Consider the following 22,349-nt stretch of genomic DNA (forward strand, 5'->3'; position numbering starts at 1 on the left):
AAATTTCTCAATGATAAAATTTATCAAATAATTCTCGCAATTTTACCAAAAAATGATAAACTAAGTTAAACTTTTAAATGATAAACATTCATGAAAACCGCCATTATCCTTGTCAATCTAGGCACGCCTGACGAACCCACCCCACAGGGCGTTCGCCGTTATTTGCGTGAGTTTTTGTCCGATACTCGGGTGATTGAAATTCCATCCTTTATTTGGAAAATTATCCTTAATCTGTTTGTATTAACCACCCGTCCCAAACGTGTCGCTCATGCGTATCAAAGCGTATGGACACAAGACGGCTCACCCCTGCTAGCGATTTTAAAACAGCAAGCAAGCCTGCTTGAAGACCACCTTGCCAAGCAGGGCAAAAACGTCCCTGTTTTTCCTGCGACTACTTATGGCAATCCTAACATCAAGGCGGTCATGGCGGATTTAGAAGATAAAGGCTATGATGACTTTATCGTCTTTTCGTTGTACCCACAATATTCGGCAACGACCACAGGGGCGGTGTTTGATAAAGTGGCAGAGTATTGCATGAAAAAGCGTAATATGCCCGCCGTGCAGTTTACCAGAGATTATCACGACCACCCGTTATATATACAGGCGTTGGCGGATAGTATTCGTAAGTTTTGGGCAGAGCATGGGCGAGCTGACAGGCTACTCATGAGTTTTCACGGCATTCCTAAGCCTTATGCTGACAAAGGTGACCCTTATGCCGATGAGTGCCGTAAAACGGCGGTGCTAGTCGCAAGCGAGCTAGGACTTGGCACACACGAATGGGCGATAAGTTTCCAATCACGCTTTGGGGCTCAGGAATGGCTAAAACCCTACACCGACGAGCTTCTGACTGAATGGGGTAATCAAGGCGTGTCGGTGCAAGTGCTAAGCCCTGCTTTTTCTGCTGATTGCTTGGAGACCTTAGAAGAGCTGGCGGTAGAGAACCGTGATAACTTTATCAACGCTGGCGGTAAGTCGTATCAGTATATCCCCGCTCTAAATACCGATGAGTTACATATCCAGCTCATGGCGGACATGGTGGGGCGGTATTTGTGAGTGTGCTTTGCTATACCAATTTTATGCCCAAATGCCAAAATTTTACCGCCAAAGTAGATGACTAAATCAAACAGGCGTGATAAACTAACAAAATTTATTTGAAAAAGATTTTTGGGATTTGGTGCTATGAGTACTTTTTTGACGATAGTCGTTGTATTGGTCATTTTGCTGGGGCTATGGCTGATTATCCGCAGTATGCTTGCCAAGGATTTTGAAGGCGACACCAAGACATTGGCGTACAAGGACGGTTTGCCGATTTTGCCCCGAGATGAGCGGGGGCAGTCGGCACTATCAGTGGAAACACAGAGCCAAGATGAGACGGTCAGTGCCGAGCCCGTCAAATCAGGGCGAGAGTTGGCTGATGAGACCAAAGCGGACGCCCTGTCAAGCCTTGCCATGGTCGCAAGCCAAGACTCTAATGCTCATAACACTCCCCAAGATGATGATGCCGACATACTAGCCGATGAACCCATTAAAAAAGAGCGGTTTACCGAGCCGTCAAGTGACTTTGTCCAGAACTCACCTGTGCTTGACCGTCATCTTGAAGAACAGCAAGCCTTTGACCAAGACAACGACCCCTTGCTCAATGCCCAAGAGACGGTTACGGTCGTCATCACCCCCAAAGACCAATACAATGGACTCTCAGGCAGGGCGGTGCTTGATATCGTCAGAGCCTATGGGCTAAAATACGGCGTGATGAACATGTATCATCGCTATGAGCGTGAAGACGGCACGGGCAAGCTGTGGTTTAGCATGCTGGGCGTGGGTTATGATGGTTCGGTGGAAGGCTTTGATTTAAACACTTTGACTGACAGCCATTTTAGTGCGTTATCGCTGTTCTTGTCTTTGCCACACCCCCATGCCTTGCGTGGTTTTGATAGCATGGTATCGGTCGCCCAGATGATTGCCAAAGACATCAATGCCGATGTGCATGATGATGAAGGCTATATCTTGGACGGGGCGTATTTGGCAAAACTGCGTGCCAAAGTTGCCGATTACCGTTAATCAACCATGATTGAAAAGCCGTCTTTGATAGGGCGGTTTTTTAAACGTTAAAATTTACCTATTTTTAAATTATTCAATTAAAATCCTAAAAACACCATGACTGATTTATTTACTTCTGCCAACTTATCTGCCGATACACCTGCCAATGACGATACAGCGATTATCGCCCAAATGCGACAGCTTATCACCGCCCTAAAACGCCATAACCACGCCTATTATGTGCTAGACAACCCAACCATTACAGACGGCGAATATGACAGTTTGCGTGCCAAATTAGTCCAGCTGGAAAATGACTTTCCCACGCTAAAACAACAAGACAGCCCGACTGATAATGTGGGCGATACGCCCTTGCCGTTTTTTACCCAAGTTACTCACGATTTGCCCATGTTGTCGCTTGGTAACGTGTTTAATGCCGATGACATGGCAAATTTTGTCCGCCGTGTTAATGAGCGTTTAGACAGCAAAAACCAAAATCCCGAATTTGAAATGGAGCTTAAACTGGACGGTTTGGCGGTATCTTTAAAATACATCAATGGCGTATTTAGCCAAGCCGTAACTCGTGGGGATGGACGGGTGGGCGAAGACATCACGCACAACGTCCGTACCATTCGTAACCTACCACTTGTACTTGATGATTGCAAAGACATTGATCTTTTAGAGGTGCGTGGCGAGGTGTTAATGCCAAAAGCAGGATTTTTAAAATTAAACGAACAAAGTCGTAAACGTGGCGAGAGGGTCTTTGCCAACCCCAGAAACGCAGCAGCAGGGTCATTAAGACAGCTAAATCCTGCCATCGCCAAATCCCGTCCATTGGCTTTTTATGGTTATTCGGTCAATCAAGGTCTGCCCAATGCCATCACAACCCAAAGTGGAGCAATGCGTTTTTTGCAGGCACAGGGGTTTCATGTATCGCCCTTTAAAGTGGTGGCAAATTTACAAGACATTGATGACTTTTATCAAGCGACCATAGCAGGGCGAGATGAGTTGCCTTTTGAGATTGATGGCATGGTGGTTAAATTAAACTCGCTTGCCTTACAAGATGATTTGGGGTTTTTAAGTCGTGAGCCACGTTGGGCGACTGCTTACAAATTCCCTGCCACGACCGCCACAACACGCCTACTGGATGTAGAATGGCAAGTAGGGCGGACAGGACAGCTCACCCCCGTGGGCAAACTTGACCCTATCAATGTCGGGGGCGTTACCGTAAGCAACGTTACCTTGCATAACTTCGGCGAGATTGGACGGCTTGGGGTCATGATAGGCGACATCGTGAGCATTCACAGGGCAGGGGACGTGATTCCCAAGGTGTCAGGCGTGATGACGGATTTGCGTGATGACAACGTGCGTGAGATACATTTGCCGACCGCTTGCCCTGTCTGTGATTCGCCCGTGGTGCTACCAGACGGTGAAGCTCTGGCACGTTGCATGGGGGGGCTTGTTTGTACCGCCCAAGCCCAAGAAGCCTTGATACATTTTGTTTCACGCAAGGCCATGGATATTGACGGTTTGGGATCGCAGTGGCTCATTAAGTTTTTTGACATGGGGCTGATTAAAACGGTGGCGGATATTTATCGTCTGGCAGATAAGGTGGCAGTTTTGCAAAACCTAGAAGGCTTGGGCGAAAAGTCGGTTGCCAATATGTTATCCGCCATTGACAAATCAAAAGCCACAACCCTACCACGTTTTATCTTTGCCTTAGGCATTCGTGGGGTGGGCGAGAGTACGGCACTAAACCTAGCCGAGCATTTTGGCGAGCTTGACAAACTACAATCGGCAAGTGTGGACGAGCTGTTAAAGGTGGTGGATATTGGTGAGATTACCGCCAAAAATATCCATGAGTTTTTCCGTGCCGAGCATAACATGGCGGTGGTAGATGATTTGGTGGCGTTGGGCGTGCATTGGCAAGCGGTCATCAAGGACACAGGCAACGCCCCCCTTGACGGACAAACGTGGGTGGTAACAGGCACGCTTGGGACAATGGGTCGAGACGAAGCCAAAGCCCATTTGCAAGCGTTGGGGGCGAAAGTCTCAGGGTCGGTGTCTGCCAAAACCAGCGTGCTACTGGCAGGCGAGAAAGCAGGCTCTAAGCTAGATAAGGCAAATGAGCTTGGCGTGCGTGTGGTGGGCGAAGATGAGTTTATGGCGTTGCTTGCTGAACATGGTAGATTATAAAGATTGGTTATGTATTGACAAAGGTTTAAAACTGTTGGTAAATTTTTGTTTTAACATTTGGATAGGGCAAATTGCAATTTGCCCCTACGATACTCTGTCAAATGATAATTTTACCCTGTCAAAACTACTTATCCGATTTCAAAACGCCAATGTAAAAACGGGCGTGTTCAACACGCCCCTACAAGGTATTATTTTAAAATTTAGCATTGACATTATTTGCTAAAATTTATGTAATTAAAAAGGACTTACCATGCCCCACACAAACACCCCCAACACCCAAAACCTATTTTCCATGATAGGTTTGGTTATCGGCTGTGTGCTGTTTGGGCTTGGCAGTCTCATTGTCGCCCATGTGGATAGCGTGGGGGCGTATGCCATGGCGTTTTGGCGACTGAGTGTGTCGGCACTCATCTTTTTATCGCTTGCTCTGATATTTCGCCAGCCTTTCCCCAATTCACGGCGTGCGGTCATCTTGGCACTCATCTCAGGCGGTGCGTTGGGGCTTGATTTGGGGCTTTGGCATGAGAGCATCTATGCCGTAGGGCCGGGCATTTCTACTTTATTAAATAGCTTGCAGATTTTCTTTTTGGCATTCATCGCCTTTGCGTGGTTTGGCGAAAAACAGACCAAATTACAACTGTTTAGCCTGGTACTTGCGTCCATTGGCGTGGCACTCATCGCAAGCCCTGAATTTGCTCACAACTCGTCCGCTTTGTGGGGTTTTGTGTCGGGGATTTTGTCGGGGGCGTTTTTGGCGGTGTCCATGTCCTTTGTCAGACGTACGCATGAAGTGGCAGATGTGGCGATTTTCCCCATGATGACTTTGGTGGGCGTGGGCGGTGCGTTGGCTCTATTGCCACTCATGCTGATGTTTGATGTGGGTAAAATCCTACCAACTACCCTGCCCGAATGGGGCTGGATACTCGTCTATGGGGCGGTCATGCAGTGTATGGCGTGGGGGCTAATTGCCTATTCTATCCCCAAAATCGCTTTGTCTTTGACGGGACTGCTACTTTTGACCGAACCTGTTGCCACGCTCATCATTGATTATTTTTGGCTAGATAAACCGATTGATGCCATGCAATGGGGCGGGGCGTTTTTGGTAATGTTTGCCATTTATTTGGGGTCGCCCAGAAAGGGATAATTAGAAAAAGGGCAATGGCAAATTGGGCAAGAAATTTACCCAATTTACTGCCGTATTGGATTATTGCCCCAACACCGTTTTAATCAATTTTTCAGCATTGGCAAGGGTATTTGCCACGTCAGACGGCTGTATTTGACTGCCTTTAATCAACTCATTGGCAGGGGTGTATATGACCTGTACCTGCCCATCAGTTTCGGTGATTAGCACCTTTAAGGGTAATGCTAGGGCAAAAGCAGGGTCTTTTTTCATGAGCGGTGTGCCTGCTTTGGGGCTGCCATAGATAATCACGGTGGCAGGTTGCATGGTCATACCGTCATCTTGGGCAGCTTTGGCGTGATCAATGGTGGCAAATACAGTCATGCCTTTGCTTTGGATGGCAGATTTTAGGCGACTAACCGTGGTATTAAAATCATAAGGGCTAATTAGATTGGTGTGAGTCATGGCGGTGGCTTTTGTTGGTTCGTGGACAGGACTGATGGCAGTACATGCACTAAGCGATAAGGTTAGGGCAAGCAAGGCCAAGCTGGGGGTTTTCATGATATTTTCCTAAAATAAATTTCCTAAAAATACAACTGGGCATCTTTGCCTTTGTCATCTGTTGTGCTGTCATAAAAATGACTGTTTTGGTTTAAGGCAGTTCAACTACAAGTTAAATTTTTAAATCAAGTCATCAATAATTAATTGCATCATTAAAGATTTAACATGATGAAGATTTAACATGATGAGTCTGACATGCTCCATATTAGCACCAAATGAGATAAAAATAAAGTCAAAAATTTTAGTAAAAGTTCAAAAAGTACTTGCAAATACCAAAAATATGTATATAATAGCAGTCCTTAACAACCTTAGGCGACTGGCTCAATTGGTAGAGCAGCGGACTCCAAATCCGCAGGTTGGGGGTTCGAGTCCCTCGTCGCCTGCCATCTTTTTATTTCCCCTTTTTTAATCATCACTTCCTTATTTTAAGGAAATCTTTTGCATGAGCGACAATAAGAATAATCCCCAAAACGACACCAAAAGCGATTTAGAAACTCGCTTGGCAGACGCCAAAGCCACTGCCGAGAGCCTACTAAATAAACGCAAAGCCGTTGTCGTCTCCGAAGAAAATGTCGTTGATGTGGCAACCACTCGCTCTGGTGTGGATATCGTGCTGTGGCTCATCGCTATTTCGGCACTTATTAGCTCTACCTTGATTTCTACTTATTTGCCACGCTATTGGGCACCTGCCACCGAGTCAATCACTCAGCTGCTTATCACGGCAGGACTTGTGCTGTTGGCGGTGATTTGCCTTGCCTTTACCCATCAAGGACGAGCCTTTAAAGTATTGCTAAAAGACGCAGGCATTGAGCTTCGCCGTGTGACATGGCCGACCAAAAACGAGACCTTTAAATACACATGGCAGGTCATTGTGGTGATGATTATCGTGGGTTTTATCGTGTGGCTTTTAGATAATTTATTTAATTATCTACTTGGGTTTATTTTGCATTAATCTTATCTCTTATCGGCTTATATCATTAGGAAAATCATCATGCGTTGGTATATCATTCAAGCATTTTCAGGTTATGAAAAACAAGTTCAACGTGCCTTAATTGAACGTATCAAAAGAAGTGAGCTGTCCGAGTATTTCGGTGATGTGCTTGTGCCGACCGAAGAAGTGATTGAAATGCGTGATGGCAAAAAACGCACCGTTGAACATAAACTATTTCCCGGTTATGTGCTTATTGAAATGGAAATGCGTGAAGATACATGGCATGTGGTTAAAGACTGCCCGAACATCTCAGGCTTTATCGGTGGCACCAAAGACCAACCTGCCCCCATCACCAAAGTAGAAGCTGACCGCATTCTAAACCGCATCAATAAAGGTGCAGACGCTCCAAGACCGAAGACCATGTTTGAGCCAGGTGAAGAAGTGCTTATCATCGACGGGCCTTTTGCCGACTTTAAAGGCATGGTCAAAAAAGTGGATTATGAAAAATCCAAACTGTCTTTGACGGTCAGTGTGTTTAGTCGTCCGACAGACGTTGAGATTGAATTTGCAAAAGTTGAAAAAACAGTTTAATTTTTTATAAAAACCTGTTATAATAGTCTTTTAGCTCTGAACAGATGTTCGGGGCTTTTGATTGACATACAAATCAGCACCGAGCTGATTGTAATTTAGGTGAATTTGGAAGTGTTTTCAAATTTGAACATCACGGGGAGCTATTTTAGCGTTATCACCCACCATTGGAGAGTATTCTCATGGCAAAGAAGATTGATGGCTACATCAAGCTACAAGTGCCTGCTGGCAAAGCAAACCCATCACCACCTATTGGTCCTGCTTTGGGTCAAAAAGGCGTGAACATCATGGCGTTCTGTAAAGAATTTAACGCCGCTTCTGCAAACATCGAACCAGGTCTGCCAATTCCTGTGGTCATTACCGTATTTAATGACAAGTCATTTACGTTTGTGATGAAGTCACCACCTGCGGCAGTATTGCTACGTAAAGCAGCTGGCATTGCCAAAGGTTCTGCTGTTCCTAACAAAACCAAAGTTGGTACAGTAACTCGTGCTCAACTAGAAGAAATCGCCAAAACCAAAGAAGCGGATTTGACCGGTGCTGACCTAGACGCAGCGGTACGTACCATCGCTGGTACTGCTCGCTCAATGGGTCTTAATGTGGAGGGTGTATAATGGCTAAGCTAACCAAGCGTCAAAAGCTAATTGCTGAAAAAGTAGATAGCAACAAACTATACACCATCGAAGAAGCGGTTGAGGTTCTAAACAGCCTACCTGCCTCTAAATTCAAAGAGTCTATCGACATCGCCATCAACCTAGGTGTTGACCCACGTAAATCAGACCAAGTAGTTCGTGGTGCGACCAACCTACCTGCTGGTACTGGTAAAACCAAACGTGTTGCGGTATTTGCCCAAGGTGCTGTTGCTGACGCCGCCAAAGAGGCAGGTGCGGACGTTGTTGGCTTTGAAGACCTAGCAGAGAGCATTAAAGCGGGCAACCTTGACTTTGATGTGGTCATCGCTTCTCCTGATGCGATGCGTGTTGTTGGTCAGTTGGGTACTGTATTGGGTCCTCGTGGTTTAATGCCAAACCCAAAAGTTGGTACAGTAACTGCCGATGTTGCTACTGCGGTTAAAAACACCAAAGCAGGTCAGGCTCAGTATCGTGTAGATAAAGCAGGTATTATTCATGCTTCTATCGGTCAAGTAGGCTTTACTGGTGAGCAAATCGAGCAAAACGCAACTGCTCTACTAAATGACCTAAAACGTGCTAAACCAGCCACTTCTAAGGGTATTTATATCAAGAAGATTACGCTATCTAGCACCATGGGTCCTGGTCTTGCCATTGACCCAGTACCACACCGTGCCAACAAATAATCCTTGATGGATTTGGGCGAAAAATCACAAATTGCTTGCTTTTTGAGATTTTTCGCTTATAATGGTGCAATTTTATGACAAGTTACCCGCATGACTTGCTCATAAAAACAGATTTTAAGACATTAGCTCAGCACAACGGGTTGTGCTGTCTAAGACCGTAGGTGTTGGTAGTTATTCTTAAACATCAGCCTAATGAATGGGTAAAATCATTCGCCTACGCAGACGGTGAAAATCTCGCCGTATATTCGGTGCAAGTCTTTATTTATATTGGCTTGTAAAATTAATTATCACTTAGTGATAAATATGGAGACAACCCATGGCACTAAATCTTCAAGACAAACAAGCAATTGTTGCTGAAGTAAATGAAGCTGCCAAAGTTGCCCTATCTGCTGTTGTTGCCGATTCTCGTGGCGTGACAGTGGGTCAGATGACCGAACTTCGTAAACAAGCTCGTGCAGCAGGCGTTGAGATGCGTATCGTACGTAACACGCTACTACGTCGTGCCTTAGAAGGTACTGACTATGCTTGCATGAATGATGTTTTCGTAGGTCCTACCTTGATTGCATTTTCAAATGAACACCCAGGTGCTGCGGCACGTCTGTTCAAGGAATTTGCCAAAGGTAATGACAAGTTCGAAATCAAAGGTGCAGCTTTTGAAGGCGAATTTATTGATGCAAAATCTATTGATAAACTCGCAACCCTACCTACTTACGACGAAGCGATTGCACGTCTGATGGGTACCATGAAAGAAGCCGCAGCGGGCAAACTGGCTCGTACACTTGCCGCTCTTCGCGACAAAATGGAAGCCGAAGCCGCTTAATCTTAGACATCGGTTATCGCTTTTATTTAATCAAACTTTTTATTCAATCTTTATTTCATAGGAATAATTGCTATGTCACTAACTAACGAACAAATCTTAGATGCTATCGCAGCTAAATCAGTTATGGAAATCGTTGAGCTTATCTCTGCGATGGAAGAAAAATTCGGTGTATCTGCTGCTGCTCTAGCTGCTGCTCCTGTTGCTGGTGGCGACGCTGGCGGTGCTGCTGAAGAAAAAGATGACTTCAACGTTGTTATCACTTCTGCTGGCGACAAGAAAGTTGCTGTTATTAAAGTAGTGCGTGAAGTTACCGGTCTAGGTCTAAAAGAAGCCAAAGACCTGGTTGAAGGTGCACCACAAACTGTTAAAGAAGGTGCTTCTAAAGCTGAAGCTGAAGAGCTTAAGAAGAAACTTGAAGAAGCTGGTGCTTCTGTTGAACTTAAATAATCTAAGTTTAACCGCTTAACTCATTTTTCTTAGATTGATAATCATCAATTTAGCACAAGAAATTTGATAAAAACCCCATTTTGTTATTGCAAGATGGGGTTTTTTACTGTATAATTGGGTATTTGACCTTTTGTGTTAGCACGGTCTTTTAAGCTGGTGTCAGCACACTTCAAAAAGGACAAACGCTCCCTATGCACAAGCCATATTTTTAAAGTTTTTGATAAGCTAAATGCGTTACCGTGTTTGGCGTGTTTTTGTGTCTTTGATATTTAAAAATGTAGGGCAAAAGAGCAGTAGTTAATTTTTGAAGATTGGTAGTTTTCTGGTACTCAATCAGAGTGCTTTTCTTAGTTTAACGTAAGGATTCTTAATGGCATATTCTTATACTGAAAAAAAACGTATTCGTAAAAGTTTTTCTCGTCTGCCTGATGTGATGGACGTGCCGTACTTGCTCGCCATTCAGGTGGATTCTTACGAGCAGTTTTTACAAGAACACAAAAAACCTGCTACCCGTGCTAACATCGGTTTGCAAGCAGCGTTTTCATCTATTTTTCCCATAACCAGTCATTCTGGCAATGCTGAGCTACAATACGTCGAATATTATCTGGGTGAGCCTGAGTTTGATGAGCGTGAATGTATCATGCGTGGCTCAACCTTTGCCGCCCCCCTACGTGTCAAGATTCGCCTAGTGGTCAAAGACAAAGACGCCAAAGACAAAGAAAGCAAAGCAGCGATTAAAGACATTCGTGACCAAATCGTGTACATGGGCGAGATTCCGCTCATGACCGACAATGGTACGTTCATCATTAATGGTACTGAGCGTGTGATTGTTTCACAACTTCACCGCTCCCCCGGCGTGTTCTTTGATCACGACAAAGGCAAATCACATTCTAGTGGTAAAGTACTTTATAACGCCCGTATCATTCCTTATCGTGGCTCATGGCTTGATTTTGAATTTGATGTCAAAGACTTGGTGTACGCCCGTATCGATCGTCGTCGTAAATTGCTTGCAACCATCATCTTGCGTGCCATTGGCATGAACACTGCGGATATTTTGTCCACATTCTTTGAGACCGTAGATGTCTTTAAAGGCGACAATGGTTTTGAAGTTGAGCTTGTGCCTGAGCGTCTACAAGGCGAGATGGCACAGTTTGACATTGTCTCGCCTGAGGGTAAGGTCATTGTTGAGCAAGGTAAGCGTATTAACGCTCGCCGTATTAAGGAAATCCAAGCGTCTGGCATGACCAAATTGGCGGTGCCTGATGAGTATCTGTACGAGCGTATCCTTGCCGAAGACGTGATTTATCATGATGAAGTGCTTGCCCGTGCCAACAGCTTGATTGACCATGAATTGCTGGTTAAACTGGCTGATAAGAACATCAAAGGCTTTAAAATCCTATTTACCAATGACATCGACCATGGGGCGTATATCGCTGACACACTGCGTGCTGACACGATTACCACGCGTGAAGAGGCACTCATTGAGATTTATAAGGTCATGCGTCCAGGCGAGCCACCAACCTTGGAAACTGCCGAAAAACTATTTGAATCAATGTTTTTTAGCCACGAGCGTTATGACTTATCAAACGTTGGTCGCATGAAGTTTAACCGTCGTTTGGGTCGTGATTTTGTAGATAGCGACAGCATTGAAGTGCAACGTGAGCAGGGCGTGTTGTCTAATCAAGACATCATTGATGTCCTAAAAGAGCTGATTGAGATTCGTAACGGTCGTGGCGAAGTGGACGACATCGACCATCTGGGTAACCGTCGTATCCGCTCGGTGGGCGAGATGACCGAGAATCAATTCCGTATCGGTTTGGCTCGCGTGGAGCGTGCAGTCAAAGAGCGTCTGACCGCTGCCGAATCTGACAACCTATCGCCCCAAGACTTGATTAACTCTAAGCCTGTGGCGGCGTCCATCAAAGAGTTTTTTGGTTCATCACAGTTGTCCCAGTTCATGGATCAAAACAACCCACTGTCAGAGATTACGCATAAACGTCGTGTTTCTGCCCTAGGTCCTGGTGGTTTGACCCGTGAGCGTGCAGGCTTTGAGGTGCGTGACGTACATACCACGCATTATGGGCGTGTGTGTCCGATTGAAACGCCTGAGGGCCCAAACATCGGTTTGATTAACTCATTGGCGGTCTTTGCCAAAACCAATAACTTTGGCTTCTTAGAAACGCCTTACCGCCGTGTGATGGATGGTAAGGTAACAGATGACATTGAATACATGTCTGCCATTGAAGAGGTTGGGGCTGTTGTTGCCCAAGCAGATTCACCCATGAATGAGCATGGCGAGCTGACCGAAGAGATGGTGATGGTGCGTTATCATGGCGAATCGGTGCGTATGAGTCCCGATAAAGTAACGCACATGGACGTATCGCCACGTCAGGTTGTGTCGGTAGCAGCGAGCTTGATTCCATTTTTGGAGCATGACGATGCTAACCGTGCCTTGATGGGTTCGAACATGCAACGTCAAGCTGTGCCAACTTTGCGTGCTGATAAACCGCTTGTGGGTACAGGCATGGAACGCCATGTTGCTCGTGACAGTGGCGTGTGTGTTGTCGCCAAGCGTGGCGGTGTGATTGAAGAGGTTGATGCCAGTCGTATTATCGTACGTGTCAATGATGCTGAAATGATCGCAGGTGAGGCAGGTATTGATATTTATAATCTCATCAAATACACCCGTTCCAACCAAAACACCTGTATTAACCAACGCATCATTGTCAATGCTGGCGATGTGATTGCTCGTGGTGATATCTTGGCTGATGGCCCATCTACTGATTTGGGTGAACTTGCTTTGGGTCAAAACATGCGTGTGGCGTTTATGCCATGGAATGGGTATAACTTTGAGGACTCTATTTTGCTCTCTGAGCGAGTGGTTCAAGAAGACCGTTTCACCACGATTCACATTCAAGAGTTAACTTGTGTGGCTCGTGATACCAAACTTGGGCCAGAAGAGATTACAGGCGATATTCCAAACGTGGGCGAGGCAGCTCTATCAAATCTTGACGAAGCGGGTATTGTCTATATCGGTGCTGAGGTGGATGCTGGCGATATTTTGGTTGGTAAAGTAACACCAAAAGGTGAAAGTCAGCTGACCCCAGAGGAGAAGTTACTTCGTGCCATTTTTGGTGAAAAAGCGGCGGATGTTAAAGACACATCTTTGCGTGTGCCGTCATCAACTAAGGGCACAGTTATTGATGTGCAAGTCTTTATCCGTGATGGATTGGAAAAAGACAGCCGTGCCAAAGCCATTGAAAAAGCAATGCTTGATGATTATCGTAAAGACCTAAAAGAAGAGCTGGTGATTTTTGAAGCAGCGGCACGTGGTCGTATCATCACGTTGCTAGATGGCAAAAAAGTCTCAGGCGGTGCAGGCTTTAAAGCAGGTACAGTACTGACAGGTGCTGACATGGAGAGCTTAGCACTTGAAACCTTGCTTGACATCCAACCTGCCGAAGAGGAAATCTCTGAACGTCTCACTCAGATTGCTGATTACTTAACCGATAAGCAAAAAGAGATTGATGATAAATTTGCCAGAAAAAAAGCCAAACTAACCGCAGGTGATGATTTGGCTCATGGTGTGCAAAAAATCGTGAAGGTATATTTGGCGGTAAAACGTCGTATCCAACCTGGTGATAAAATGGCAGGTCGTCACGGCAACAAGGGTGTCGTCTCTCGCATCATGCCGGTTGAAGACATGCCTTATGACGAAAACGGCAATCCGGTGGACATCGTGCTAAACCCACTGGGCGTACCATCTCGTATGAACATCGGTCAGGTGCTAGAAACGCATCTGGGCATGGCAGCACGTGGTTTGGGTGATAAGATTAACGCCATGTTACGCTCACAAGTTGCTGTTGGCGAGTTGCGTGAATTCTTAGATAAGATTTATAATCAAGTCGGTGGCGAGCAGGTGGATTTGGACAGTTTGTCCGATGAAGACATCCTAGCCATGGCTGAGAATTTGCGTGCTGGTGTGCCAATGGGTACGGCAGTTTTTGATGGTGCCAAAGAAACCCAAATCAAAGAGCTGTTAGAGCTAGCAGGGCTTGATAAATCAGGTCAGCAAACGCTATATGACGGACGCACCGGTAAGAAGTTTGACCGCCCCGTCACGGTTGGCTACATGTACATGCTAAAACTTAACCACTTGGTTGATGATAAGATGCATGCTCGTTCTACCGGTTCTTACTCACTGGTTACTCAGCAACCACTTGGTGGTAAAGCTCAGTTCGGTGGTCAGCGTTTCGGTGAGATGGAAGTGTGGGCGTTGGAGGCATATGGTGCAACCTATACCTTGCAAGAAATGCTGACTGTGAAATCGGATGACGTTGAGGGTCGTACTCGCATGTATAAGAACATCGTGGACGGCGAGCAGTACATGAATCCGGGCATGCCTGAGTCATTTAACGTACTAACCAAAGAAATTCGCTCTTTGGGTATTAACATTGACCTAAAAGAGAAAAAGTAATTGCTGTTAAGTTGGGTGCTTGTCGTTGATGAGCACTAGCTTGCGATGACATAAAACTAAGCGGAGAAGTCATTTGAAAGATTTATTAGACATCATGAAAGGCCCTGCTGATGGCGGGGTAAAAGAGTTTGACAGCATTCAAATTTCTTTGGCAAGCCCTGATACCATCAAATCATGGTCGCATGGCGAAGTCAAAAAACCCGAAACCATTAACTACCGCACCTTTAAGCCTGAGCGTGACGGTCTGTTTTGTGCCAAAATCTTTGGGCCTGTCAAGGATTTTGAATGTTTGTGCGGTAAATACAAACGCCGTAAATTCCAAGGCATTATTTGTGAAAAATGTGGCGTAGAAGTCACTGCCGCCAAAGTTCGCCGAGATCGCATGGGTCATATTGAGCTTGCCAGTCCTGTGGCGCATATTTGGTTCTTAAAATCCCTGCCAAGCCGTATCGGTCTATTGCTTGATATTACTCTGCGTGATATCGAGCGTGTGCTGTATTTTGAAAGCTATATCGTTACCGACCCTGGCATGACAGGGCTTGAAAAATATCAACTGCTAGATGATGAGCAATATTTTAATGCCCTAGAACAATATGGCGATGAGTTTATTGCTAAGATGGGTGCAGAAGCGGTTCAAGACTTGCTAAAAGACATTGATGTCGATGGTGAGATTGATGAGCTCCGTGCGACCATTCCCCAAACGGGCTCTGAGACCAAACTTAAAAAGATGTCAAAACGCTTGCAACTGTTAGAAGCGTTCCGTGATTCGGGTAATAAGCCTGAATGGATGGTAATGACCGTATTGCCTGTATTACCGCCTGATTTGCGTCCATTGGTGCCACTTGAAGGTGGTCGTTTTGCCACGTCTGATTTGAACGATTTGTATCGCCGTGTCATTAACCGTAACAACCGTCTAAAACGTCTGTTGGAGCTCAACGCCCCTGACATCATCGTGCGTAATGAGAAGCGTATGCTCCAAGAAGCGGTTGATGCCTTGCTTGACAACGGTCGTCGTGGTCGTGCTATTACAGGTTCAAACAAGCGTCCATTAAAGTCGCTTGCGGACATGATTAAAGGTAAGCAAGGTCGCTTCCGTCAAAACCTTTTGGGTAAACGTGTGGACTACTCAGGTCGTTCGGTGATTGTGGTAGGTCCAACCCTACGTCTACACCAATGCGGTCTGCCTAAGAAAATGGCATTAGAGCTATTTAAGCCATTTACTTATGCCAAATTATTGCAAAACAACATTGCTCAGACTATCAAAGCTGCCAAAAAAATGGTAGAGCGTGAAGAACCTGTGGTGTGGGATATGTTGGCAAGTGTCATTCGTGAACATCCTGTGCTACTGAACCGTGCCCCAACACTTCATCGTCTAGGCTTGCAAGCCTTTGAGCCTGTGCTTATTGAAGGTAAAGCCATCCAGCTCCACCCACTCGTGTGTGCGGCATTTAATGCTGACTTTGACGGTGACCAAATGGCGGTACACGTGCCATTAACCCTAGAAGCTCAGCTTGAAGCTCGTGCCTTGATGATGTCTACCAATAATATCCTATCGCCTGCCAATGGTGAGCCGATTATTGTGCCATCACAAGACGTGGTACTTGGTTTGTACTACATCAGCCGTAGTCATGTCAATGCCAAAGGCGAAAATATGGCGTTTAGCACGGTCAATGAAGCTTTGCGTGCCATCGGTTCTGATGACTTATCTGTCAATGCCAAAATCAAAGTGCGTGTTACCGAGACGATTTTGGATGAAAAAACTGGCGAGAAAACAACCAAAACCGAAATCAAAGACACGGTTGCAGGTCGTTTGCTTATCTGGAACATCATGCCAGAGGGCATGGCATTTGAAGAATGCAACAAAGAGATGACTAAGAAAAACATCTCTAAGTTACTAAACTCATGCTATCGCAAACTGGGTGTTAAAGAGTCTGTTCTGTTCGCTGACCATTTGATGTATCTAGGCTTTGCCCAAGCGACCCTATCAGGCATCTCAATCGGTATGGAAGACATGGTGATTCCACCAAACAAAAAAGAGATTGTCGATGCTGCGGACGCCGAGGTACGTGAGATTGAACAGCAGTTTGAGGGCGGTTTTGTCACCGCAGGTGAACGCTATAACAAAGTGGTTGATATTTGGTCTCGTACATCTGATAAAATCGCCAATGCGATGATGGATAACTTATCGACCGATGAAGTGGTAAACAGTCAAGGTGAGATTGAGAGGGAAAAATCTTTTAACTCCATCTACATGATGGCAGACTCTGGGGCTCGTGGTAGTGCTACACAGATTCGTCAGCTTGCTGGTATGCGTGGTTTGATGGCAAAACCAGACGGCTCTATCATTGAGACACCGATTAAAGCGAATTTCCGTGAAGGCTTGACGGTACTCCAGTACTTTATCTCAACGCACGGTGCCCGTAAAGGTCTTGCCGATACCGCCCTAAAAACCGCTAACTCGGGTTATCTGACCCGTCGTTTGGTAGACGTGGCACAGGATTTGGTGATTACGCATGATGACTGTGGCACCGACGCAGGACAGCTCATAACCCCTGTGATTGATGGTGGCGAGATTGTTGAGCGTTTGGGTGACCGTGTACTGGGTCGTGTGACCGCCAAAGATGTTATTAATCACGATGGCGAAGTGGTTATCCCAGCAGGTACGTTGATTGACGAGCGTCTGGTTGAAGTGCTGGATAATAACGCCATTGATGAGGTGTATGTGCGTTCGGTCATTACCTGTGAAGCAACGCAGGGCGTATGTGCCAAGTGTTATGGTCGTGATTTGGCTCGTGGTCATCTTGTGAATATCGGTGAGTCAGTCGGTGTTATGGCAGCTCAGTCCATTGGTGAACCAGGTACACAGCTAACCATGCGTACGTTCCACGTTGGTGGTGCGGCAAGTGCAGCGTCAGTGGATAACAGCGTATCAGTGGGCAATAACGGTACGGTACGTTTCCACAACATGAAGACCGTAGAACACGCCGATGGTCATTTGGTGGTCGTGTCACGTTCGGCAGAGATTGGTGTGGCGGACGCCCAAGGTCGTGAGCGTGAGCGTTATAAAGTGCCTTATGGTTCTAACATCTTGGTGCGTGATGGTGCCGAAGTGAGTGCTGGCGATGTCATTGCCAAGTGGGATCCGCACACCCACCCAATCATTACCGAGTTTGCTGGTACGGCACGATTTAGTGATATTGCCGATGGCATGACCGCAACGGTTAAGGTGGATGAAACCACGGGCATGAGCTCCTTTGAGATTTTGGCAAGTAAAGACCGTCCAAGTCTCTCCAAAGACTTACGTCCTGCCATCATCCTAGATACGACAGACGGGCGTGAAGTGGTGTATTTCCTACCTGCTGAGACTGTGATTCGTGTGTCAGAGGGCGAGGCGGTAACTGCAGGTTCGGTACTCGGTCGTGTGCCACAAGCCACATCAGGTACCAAGGACATTACCGGTGGTCTGCCACGAGTGGCTGATTTGTTCGAAGCTCGTAAACCAAAAGACCACGCCATCATGGCAGAAGTGAGCGGTACGGTGTCATTTGGTAAAGAAACCAAAGGCAAAAACCGCTTTGTCATCACTGATGAAGAGGGTAATGAACACGAAGAGTTGATTCCAAAATGGCGTCAAATCAACGTCTTTGAGGGCGAGCATGTCGAGCGTGGCGAGATTGTCTCTGATGGTCCGCAAAACCCACGTGACATCTTACGCTTAAAAGGCGAGACAGCATTGGCAAATTACGTGGTTAATGAAGTTCAAGAAGTTTACCGTTTACAAGGCGTGAAGATTAACGATAAGCACATCGAGGTTATCGTTCGTCAAATGCTCCGTAAAGTAGAAGTGATTGACGGTGGCGATTCTAGCTATTTCAAAGGCGACCAAGTGGAATACACCAAAGTGCGTGCCTTGAACGAAGAGCTTATCGCCAATGACAAATTCCCAATCGTCTATGAGCGTCAGCTACTGGGTATTACCAAAGCATCGCTTGCCACCGAGTCGTTTATCTCAGCAGCGTCATTCCAAGAGACCACACGTGTCTTGACGGCGGCAGCAACGATGGGTAAAGTGGACGACTTGTCTGGTCTCAAAGAGAACGTGGTTGTTGGTCGCTTGATTCCTGCTGGTACGGGTTTGGCGTATCATCAAAACCGCCAACGCCTTGCCGAGCGTGGTTTGGAGCCAGTCATTACTGTAACCGAAGACCCGTACACCAAGCCTGCCGACCCACTACTGGCTGGAACGGACGCCAAAGATGACTTTGCGGCGGCTTTTGCCAGTGAATTTGGTCAAAGTGAATAATTCTTAACAATAAAAAAGCTCGCTTAGGCGGGCTTTTTTATGTCTCTTAAAATGAAGTTGATGTTTTTATTTAACATAATATTTTAAAAATAGTCCATTTTATTTACAGTCATTTAACTTCAAAATACACCAATGACAGTAGCAACTGTATCCCATAAAAAAGACACAGCCTTCAACAATCATTCAACACAGCAGATTAACAACAACGTAGATGATAATCTGCCTGCCACACACTGTCATTTTTGACAATGGCGTTAATGACGGTTAGAAGTTTACGCATACAAGCGTTGATGGCAACTTTAAATGGTTTGCCTTTGTTTATCAAACGCTCATAAAACTGTTTAAATTTAGGTTCATGTTGTCTTGCCACATTGGTGGCATTGTACAAGACATTACGAACCGATTGCCTACCCCCTGTACAGTGGCTTTTCCACTTCATGGTGCCACTTTCTTTGGGGTATGGGGCAACACCCACTAAGGAGGCGATTTGTTTGTTATTTAGGGTACCAAGCTCAGGCAACATTGACATCAAAGTGGCAAGGGTGAGATTACCAACCCCCTTGATGTCTTTAAACTTTTTTGTGGTGTCATCAAAGTGTTTATTTAACGTGTCAATGTCTTGTTCTAGCCTTGCAATCTGTTCATCAAGGTAGCTAATGACCTGTTTAACACTGTCAAGCTGGCTTTGATGTAAGCGGTTTTTCTCTTGAACACGCATTGATACAAGCTGAGTACGCCGAACAACCAACGCTTCTAAGTGTTCTTGCTCCTTGCTGGGTGGTGCATAAAGGTGTTTGGTAAGTTCAAGCTCATCGAGTGTTAAAAACTTGGCGTATAAAGCAAGCATTTTGGCATCTTGATTGTCTGTCTTAGCATTAGAATAAGACCTAGCAAACTGACTGGTTTTATTAGGGTTGGCAATCACCACACGAAAACCTGCTTGATACAGGGCTTTGGCAAGGGGAATTTCAAGCCCACCTGTGCTTTCAAGCACCACCAATGATAGATGTATACCTGCATTGGTGTTAAGATAAGCCACCGCTTGTTTGATGTCGCCCCCTGTGTTTGAAAAGGTTTTGGTTTTGTCTTTGCAAGAGAGTGATACCACAAAGACTTTCTTACCCACATCAATGCCGCAGTAAATGGCAACATCCGTAGGATTAGAGGCTTGTTTGTTTAATTTAGCATTCATCATTAACCTGCCTTGTATTCGGTTTTGAGTCTATCAACTGTACGGTTTTTTTGATGAAATGTTATCCACTCTTAGAGCTACGAGGCGAACTTAATCTTGGGTGTTACCCTTAATGGTTCTAAGGTGCGTGCAAGATGTGGATAACGGGTTTTTGCTTATTATAACTCATTGGAGATATACAAGGGTGCGTAGTACGCACCAATAAGATTTCTATTTAAAAAGGTGCGTGGGACGCACCTTACCATACGATAAATAAATTTTTTAAATTTAGCATTGGTGCAAATTGGGGTTAATTGACCATAAAACCTAAAAATTGATACGCTCTGCAAGGGTCAATTGTAACTTGTCTTATGGATTGTGGGTAATCTGTATGTTGATTTTGGTATTTTTAAAAATTTATTTAACATAATATTTTAAAAATAGTCCATTTTCATTTATTTTTCCCAACCGATCATCAAATTATCATTTATACTAATGATATATAAATAAAAACTTATAAATAAATTCTTTTTTATCAAAATAAATCGTTTTTCATTTGAATGAAAATTTGCCATACTATACCCAACTTATAATTTTTCGTTATCTACCAATAGGATAATCTTATGAAAATGATTAGCGTGGTGTTAAAGCCATTTAAGTTAGACGCAGTGCGTGAGAGCCTATCAGAGCTTGGTGTTGCAGGCATGACCGTTAGCGAAGTCAAGGGCTTTGGTCGCCAAAAAGGGCATACCGAGATGTATCGTGGGGCGGAGTACGTGGTTGATTTTTTGCCAAAAATTCGTCTGGACATCGCCGTCAGTGATGACATGGTGCAAAGTGTGGTGGCATCTATCATGAGTGTGGCACAGACAGGTCATATCGGCGATGGTAAGATTTTTATCATGCCGTTAGAGCAGGTGGTCCGTATTCGCACCGGTGAGATGAATGAGCAGGCTTTATAACTGGGTGAATGACAGATTGGCAAACTTAATAAGGGGTAATTATGAAAATTTTAGCAAACAAATGGCAAATCGGTTGGCTGTTGCTACTTGCCACAACCGCCCAAGCTGATGACGGCATCAATCACGGCAATAGTGCGTGGGTGCTGACCGCCACGGCATTGGTGCTGATGATGACCTTGCCGGGTTTGGCATTGTTTTATGCTGGCATGGTGCGTAAGAAAAACATCTTATCAACCATGATGCACAGCTTTGGGGCGACAGCGGTGGTGTCGGTGCTGTGGGTGATGATTGGCTATTCGTTGGCATTTAGTGATGGCGGTGCTTTGCAAGGGTTTATCGGTGGTACGGCACACGCCATGCTCTCTGGGGTGGGCATTGCTGAGAATAGTGGCGATATTCCTTTGGCGTTGTGGGTGGTGTTTCAGATGACATTTGCGGTGATTGCGGTGGCGATTTTGGCGGGGTCATTGGCGGAGCGGATGAAATTTGGCTCATTTTTATTGTTCTCGGGCTTGTGGGTACTGCTCGTCTATGTGCCAGTATGTCATTGGGTGTGGGGCGGTGGCTGGCTGACAGGCGATGCGTTGGACTTTGCCGGTGGGACGGTTGTCCATATCAATGCTGGTGTGGGTGGTTTGGTGTTGGCACATCTGCTTGGCAAACGCCAAGACTATGGGCGAGCCAACCTTGCTCCGCACAACCTTGTCTATGCCTTAATCGGTGCAGGGCTGTTGTGGGTAGGGTGGTTTGGCTTTAACGGTGGTTCGGCTCTGGCAGCAGATGGCGTGGCAGCGATGGCAATCATCGTCTCACAGGTGGCGGCAGCGATGGGATTATTGACGTGGCTGTTGTGTGAATATGTGGTGCGTGGACGGGCGTCGGCACTGGGTGGTGCATCAGGGGCGATAGCAGGTTTGGTGGGCATCACGCCAGCGGCAGGATTTGTAGGTGTATCAGGGGCGATGGCGATAGGTGTGCTGACGGCATTGGGCTGTTTTGTGATGATACATTATGGTAAAAAACGACTGGGTGTTGATGATACGCTGGACGCTTTTGGATTGCATGGCGTGGGCGGTATCATTGGGGCGGTATTAACTGGTGTGTTTGTCAGCCAAGAGTTATACCCTGATGTAGGACATGAGAGCCTACTAACACAGCTGTGGCTACAAACCGAAGGGGTGTTGGCAACCATAGCATATTCAGCGGTGGTAACTTTTATCATTGGCATGGCAATTAAAAAGACCATGGGACTGCGTGTTGATGATGAAGCCGAGTATCAAGGACTTGACCTAGCCATTCATGGCGAGAAAGTTAGTTAAATCGATAAGCAAGGGCATGATGTGTCCTTGCTTTTTCCAAAGGGTTTATTTAACATAATCTTTTTATTTTAACAAAACAAAACCGCCAGTATTTGACGGTTTTGC

General features: G+C 45.7%; 16 protein-coding genes and 1 tRNA gene. 15 read left to right on the forward strand and 2 right to left on the reverse strand.

Annotated features, from left to right (window positions below; translation table 11 throughout):
- The first annotated feature begins 90 nt into the window (after positions 1–90).
- The 4 genes from hemH (at position 91) to IM753_RS07075 (ending at position 5,374) form a co-directional block, all read left to right on the forward strand.
- Positions 91–1,053, forward strand: coding sequence for a ferrochelatase (hemH, locus tag IM753_RS07060; RefSeq protein ID WP_065255220.1), 963 nt, complete (start codon positions 91–93; stop codon positions 1,051–1,053).
- A 126-nt stretch (positions 1,054–1,179) separates the two neighbouring features.
- On the forward strand, positions 1,180–2,058 hold the full coding sequence (locus tag IM753_RS07065; protein ID WP_062498944.1) for a cell division protein ZipA C-terminal FtsZ-binding domain-containing protein: 879 nt from the start codon (positions 1,180–1,182) through the stop codon (positions 2,056–2,058).
- 96 nt (positions 2,059–2,154) lie between these two features.
- Positions 2,155–4,230, forward strand: coding sequence for an NAD-dependent DNA ligase LigA (gene ligA, locus IM753_RS07070; RefSeq protein WP_065255221.1), 2,076 nt, complete (start codon positions 2,155–2,157; stop codon positions 4,228–4,230).
- A gap of 250 nt (positions 4,231–4,480) precedes the next feature.
- A complete protein-coding gene (locus IM753_RS07075) occupies positions 4,481–5,374 on the forward strand; it encodes a DMT family transporter (RefSeq protein WP_065255222.1) in 894 nt (297 codons plus the stop codon).
- Between the two features lie 60 nt (positions 5,375–5,434).
- Here IM753_RS07075 and IM753_RS07080 read toward each other — a convergent pair whose 3' ends face one another.
- Positions 5,435–5,911: a DUF302 domain-containing protein gene (locus IM753_RS07080; RefSeq protein ID WP_065255223.1), complete on the reverse strand. Its 477-nt coding sequence runs from the start codon at positions 5,909–5,911 to the stop codon at positions 5,435–5,437.
- A 310-nt stretch (positions 5,912–6,221) separates the two neighbouring features.
- On the opposite strand from IM753_RS07080, the gene IM753_RS07085 reads away from it, so the two are divergent.
- The 9 genes from IM753_RS07085 (at position 6,222) to rpoC (ending at position 18,792) form a co-directional block, all read left to right on the forward strand.
- Positions 6,222–6,297 (forward strand) — tRNA-Trp (locus tag IM753_RS07085).
- Positions 6,298–6,353: 56 nt separating this feature from the next.
- On the forward strand, positions 6,354–6,863 hold the full coding sequence (gene secE, locus IM753_RS07090) for a preprotein translocase subunit SecE (protein ID WP_062498949.1): 510 nt from the start codon (positions 6,354–6,356) through the stop codon (positions 6,861–6,863).
- A 36-nt stretch (positions 6,864–6,899) separates the two neighbouring features.
- Positions 6,900–7,433 carry a transcription termination/antitermination protein NusG gene (nusG, locus tag IM753_RS07095; protein ID WP_062498950.1) on the forward strand — a complete coding sequence of 178 codons (534 nt, stop codon included), beginning with the start codon at positions 6,900–6,902 and terminating at the stop codon, positions 7,431–7,433.
- A 179-nt stretch (positions 7,434–7,612) separates the two neighbouring features.
- Entirely contained in the window at positions 7,613–8,044 is a 432-nt protein-coding gene (gene rplK, locus IM753_RS07100) for a 50S ribosomal protein L11 (protein ID WP_062498951.1), read from the forward strand.
- Positions 8,044–8,745 carry a 50S ribosomal protein L1 gene (gene rplA / locus IM753_RS07105; RefSeq protein ID WP_062498952.1) on the forward strand — a complete coding sequence of 234 codons (702 nt, stop codon included), beginning with the start codon at positions 8,044–8,046 and terminating at the stop codon, positions 8,743–8,745. The genes rplK and rplA overlap by 1 nt, the downstream gene beginning before the upstream one ends.
- Before the next feature lie 316 nt (positions 8,746–9,061).
- A complete protein-coding gene (gene rplJ, locus IM753_RS07110; protein ID WP_029102311.1) occupies positions 9,062–9,565 on the forward strand; it encodes a 50S ribosomal protein L10 in 504 nt (167 codons plus the stop codon).
- Positions 9,566–9,637: 72 nt separating this feature from the next.
- On the forward strand, positions 9,638–10,012 hold the full coding sequence (rplL, locus tag IM753_RS07115; protein ID WP_062498953.1) for a 50S ribosomal protein L7/L12: 375 nt from the start codon (positions 9,638–9,640) through the stop codon (positions 10,010–10,012).
- 370 nt (positions 10,013–10,382) lie between these two features.
- Positions 10,383–14,489, forward strand: coding sequence for a DNA-directed RNA polymerase subunit beta (rpoB, locus tag IM753_RS07120; protein WP_194108991.1), 4,107 nt, complete (start codon positions 10,383–10,385; stop codon positions 14,487–14,489).
- Positions 14,490–14,562: 73 nt separating this feature from the next.
- Positions 14,563–18,792, forward strand: coding sequence for a DNA-directed RNA polymerase subunit beta' (gene rpoC / locus IM753_RS07125; protein WP_227713095.1), 4,230 nt, complete (start codon positions 14,563–14,565; stop codon positions 18,790–18,792).
- 196 nt (positions 18,793–18,988) lie between these two features.
- Here the strand turns inward: rpoC and IM753_RS07130 are convergent, their stop codons facing one another.
- Positions 18,989–19,984 (reverse strand): transposase, encoded by a 996-nt coding sequence (locus IM753_RS07130; protein WP_194108992.1) that lies wholly within the window; start codon positions 19,982–19,984, stop codon positions 18,989–18,991.
- Between the two features lie 602 nt (positions 19,985–20,586).
- Here IM753_RS07130 and IM753_RS07135 point away from each other — a divergent pair.
- Complete coding sequence (locus IM753_RS07135; protein WP_194108993.1) at positions 20,587–20,925, forward strand: P-II family nitrogen regulator; 339 nt, start codon at positions 20,587–20,589, stop codon at positions 20,923–20,925.
- Positions 20,926–20,966: 41 nt separating this feature from the next.
- Positions 20,967–22,244, forward strand: coding sequence for an ammonium transporter (locus IM753_RS07140; protein ID WP_194108994.1), 1,278 nt, complete (start codon positions 20,967–20,969; stop codon positions 22,242–22,244).
- The last annotated feature ends 105 nt before the right edge of the window (positions 22,245–22,349 follow it).

Source organism: Moraxella sp. K127 (assembly GCF_015223095.1).
GTDB lineage: Bacteria > Pseudomonadota > Gammaproteobacteria > Pseudomonadales > Moraxellaceae > Moraxella.

Coding starts and splice junctions, on each gene's coding strand:
- rplK (WP_062498951.1), top strand. CDS start 7,613: ATGGCAAAGAAGATTGATGGCTACATCAAGCTACAAGTGCCTGCTGGC.
- ligA (WP_065255221.1), top strand. CDS start 2,155: ATGACTGATTTATTTACTTCTGCCAACTTATCTGCCGATACACCTGCC.
- secE (WP_062498949.1), top strand. CDS start 6,354: ATGAGCGACAATAAGAATAATCCCCAAAACGACACCAAAAGCGATTTA.
- rplL (WP_062498953.1), top strand. CDS start 9,638: ATGTCACTAACTAACGAACAAATCTTAGATGCTATCGCAGCTAAATCA.
- IM753_RS07140 (WP_194108994.1), top strand. CDS start 20,967: ATGAAAATTTTAGCAAACAAATGGCAAATCGGTTGGCTGTTGCTACTT.
- hemH (WP_065255220.1), top strand. CDS start 91: ATGAAAACCGCCATTATCCTTGTCAATCTAGGCACGCCTGACGAACCC.
- rplA (WP_062498952.1), top strand. CDS start 8,044: ATGGCTAAGCTAACCAAGCGTCAAAAGCTAATTGCTGAAAAAGTAGAT.
- IM753_RS07065 (WP_062498944.1), top strand. CDS start 1,180: ATGAGTACTTTTTTGACGATAGTCGTTGTATTGGTCATTTTGCTGGGG.
- IM753_RS07080 (WP_065255223.1), bottom strand. CDS start 5,911: ATGAAAACCCCCAGCTTGGCCTTGCTTGCCCTAACCTTATCGCTTAGT.
- IM753_RS07135 (WP_194108993.1), top strand. CDS start 20,587: ATGAAAATGATTAGCGTGGTGTTAAAGCCATTTAAGTTAGACGCAGTG.
- rplJ (WP_029102311.1), top strand. CDS start 9,062: ATGGCACTAAATCTTCAAGACAAACAAGCAATTGTTGCTGAAGTAAAT.
- IM753_RS07075 (WP_065255222.1), top strand. CDS start 4,481: ATGCCCCACACAAACACCCCCAACACCCAAAACCTATTTTCCATGATA.
- rpoB (WP_194108991.1), top strand. CDS start 10,383: ATGGCATATTCTTATACTGAAAAAAAACGTATTCGTAAAAGTTTTTCT.
- IM753_RS07130 (WP_194108992.1), bottom strand. CDS start 19,984: ATGAATGCTAAATTAAACAAACAAGCCTCTAATCCTACGGATGTTGCC.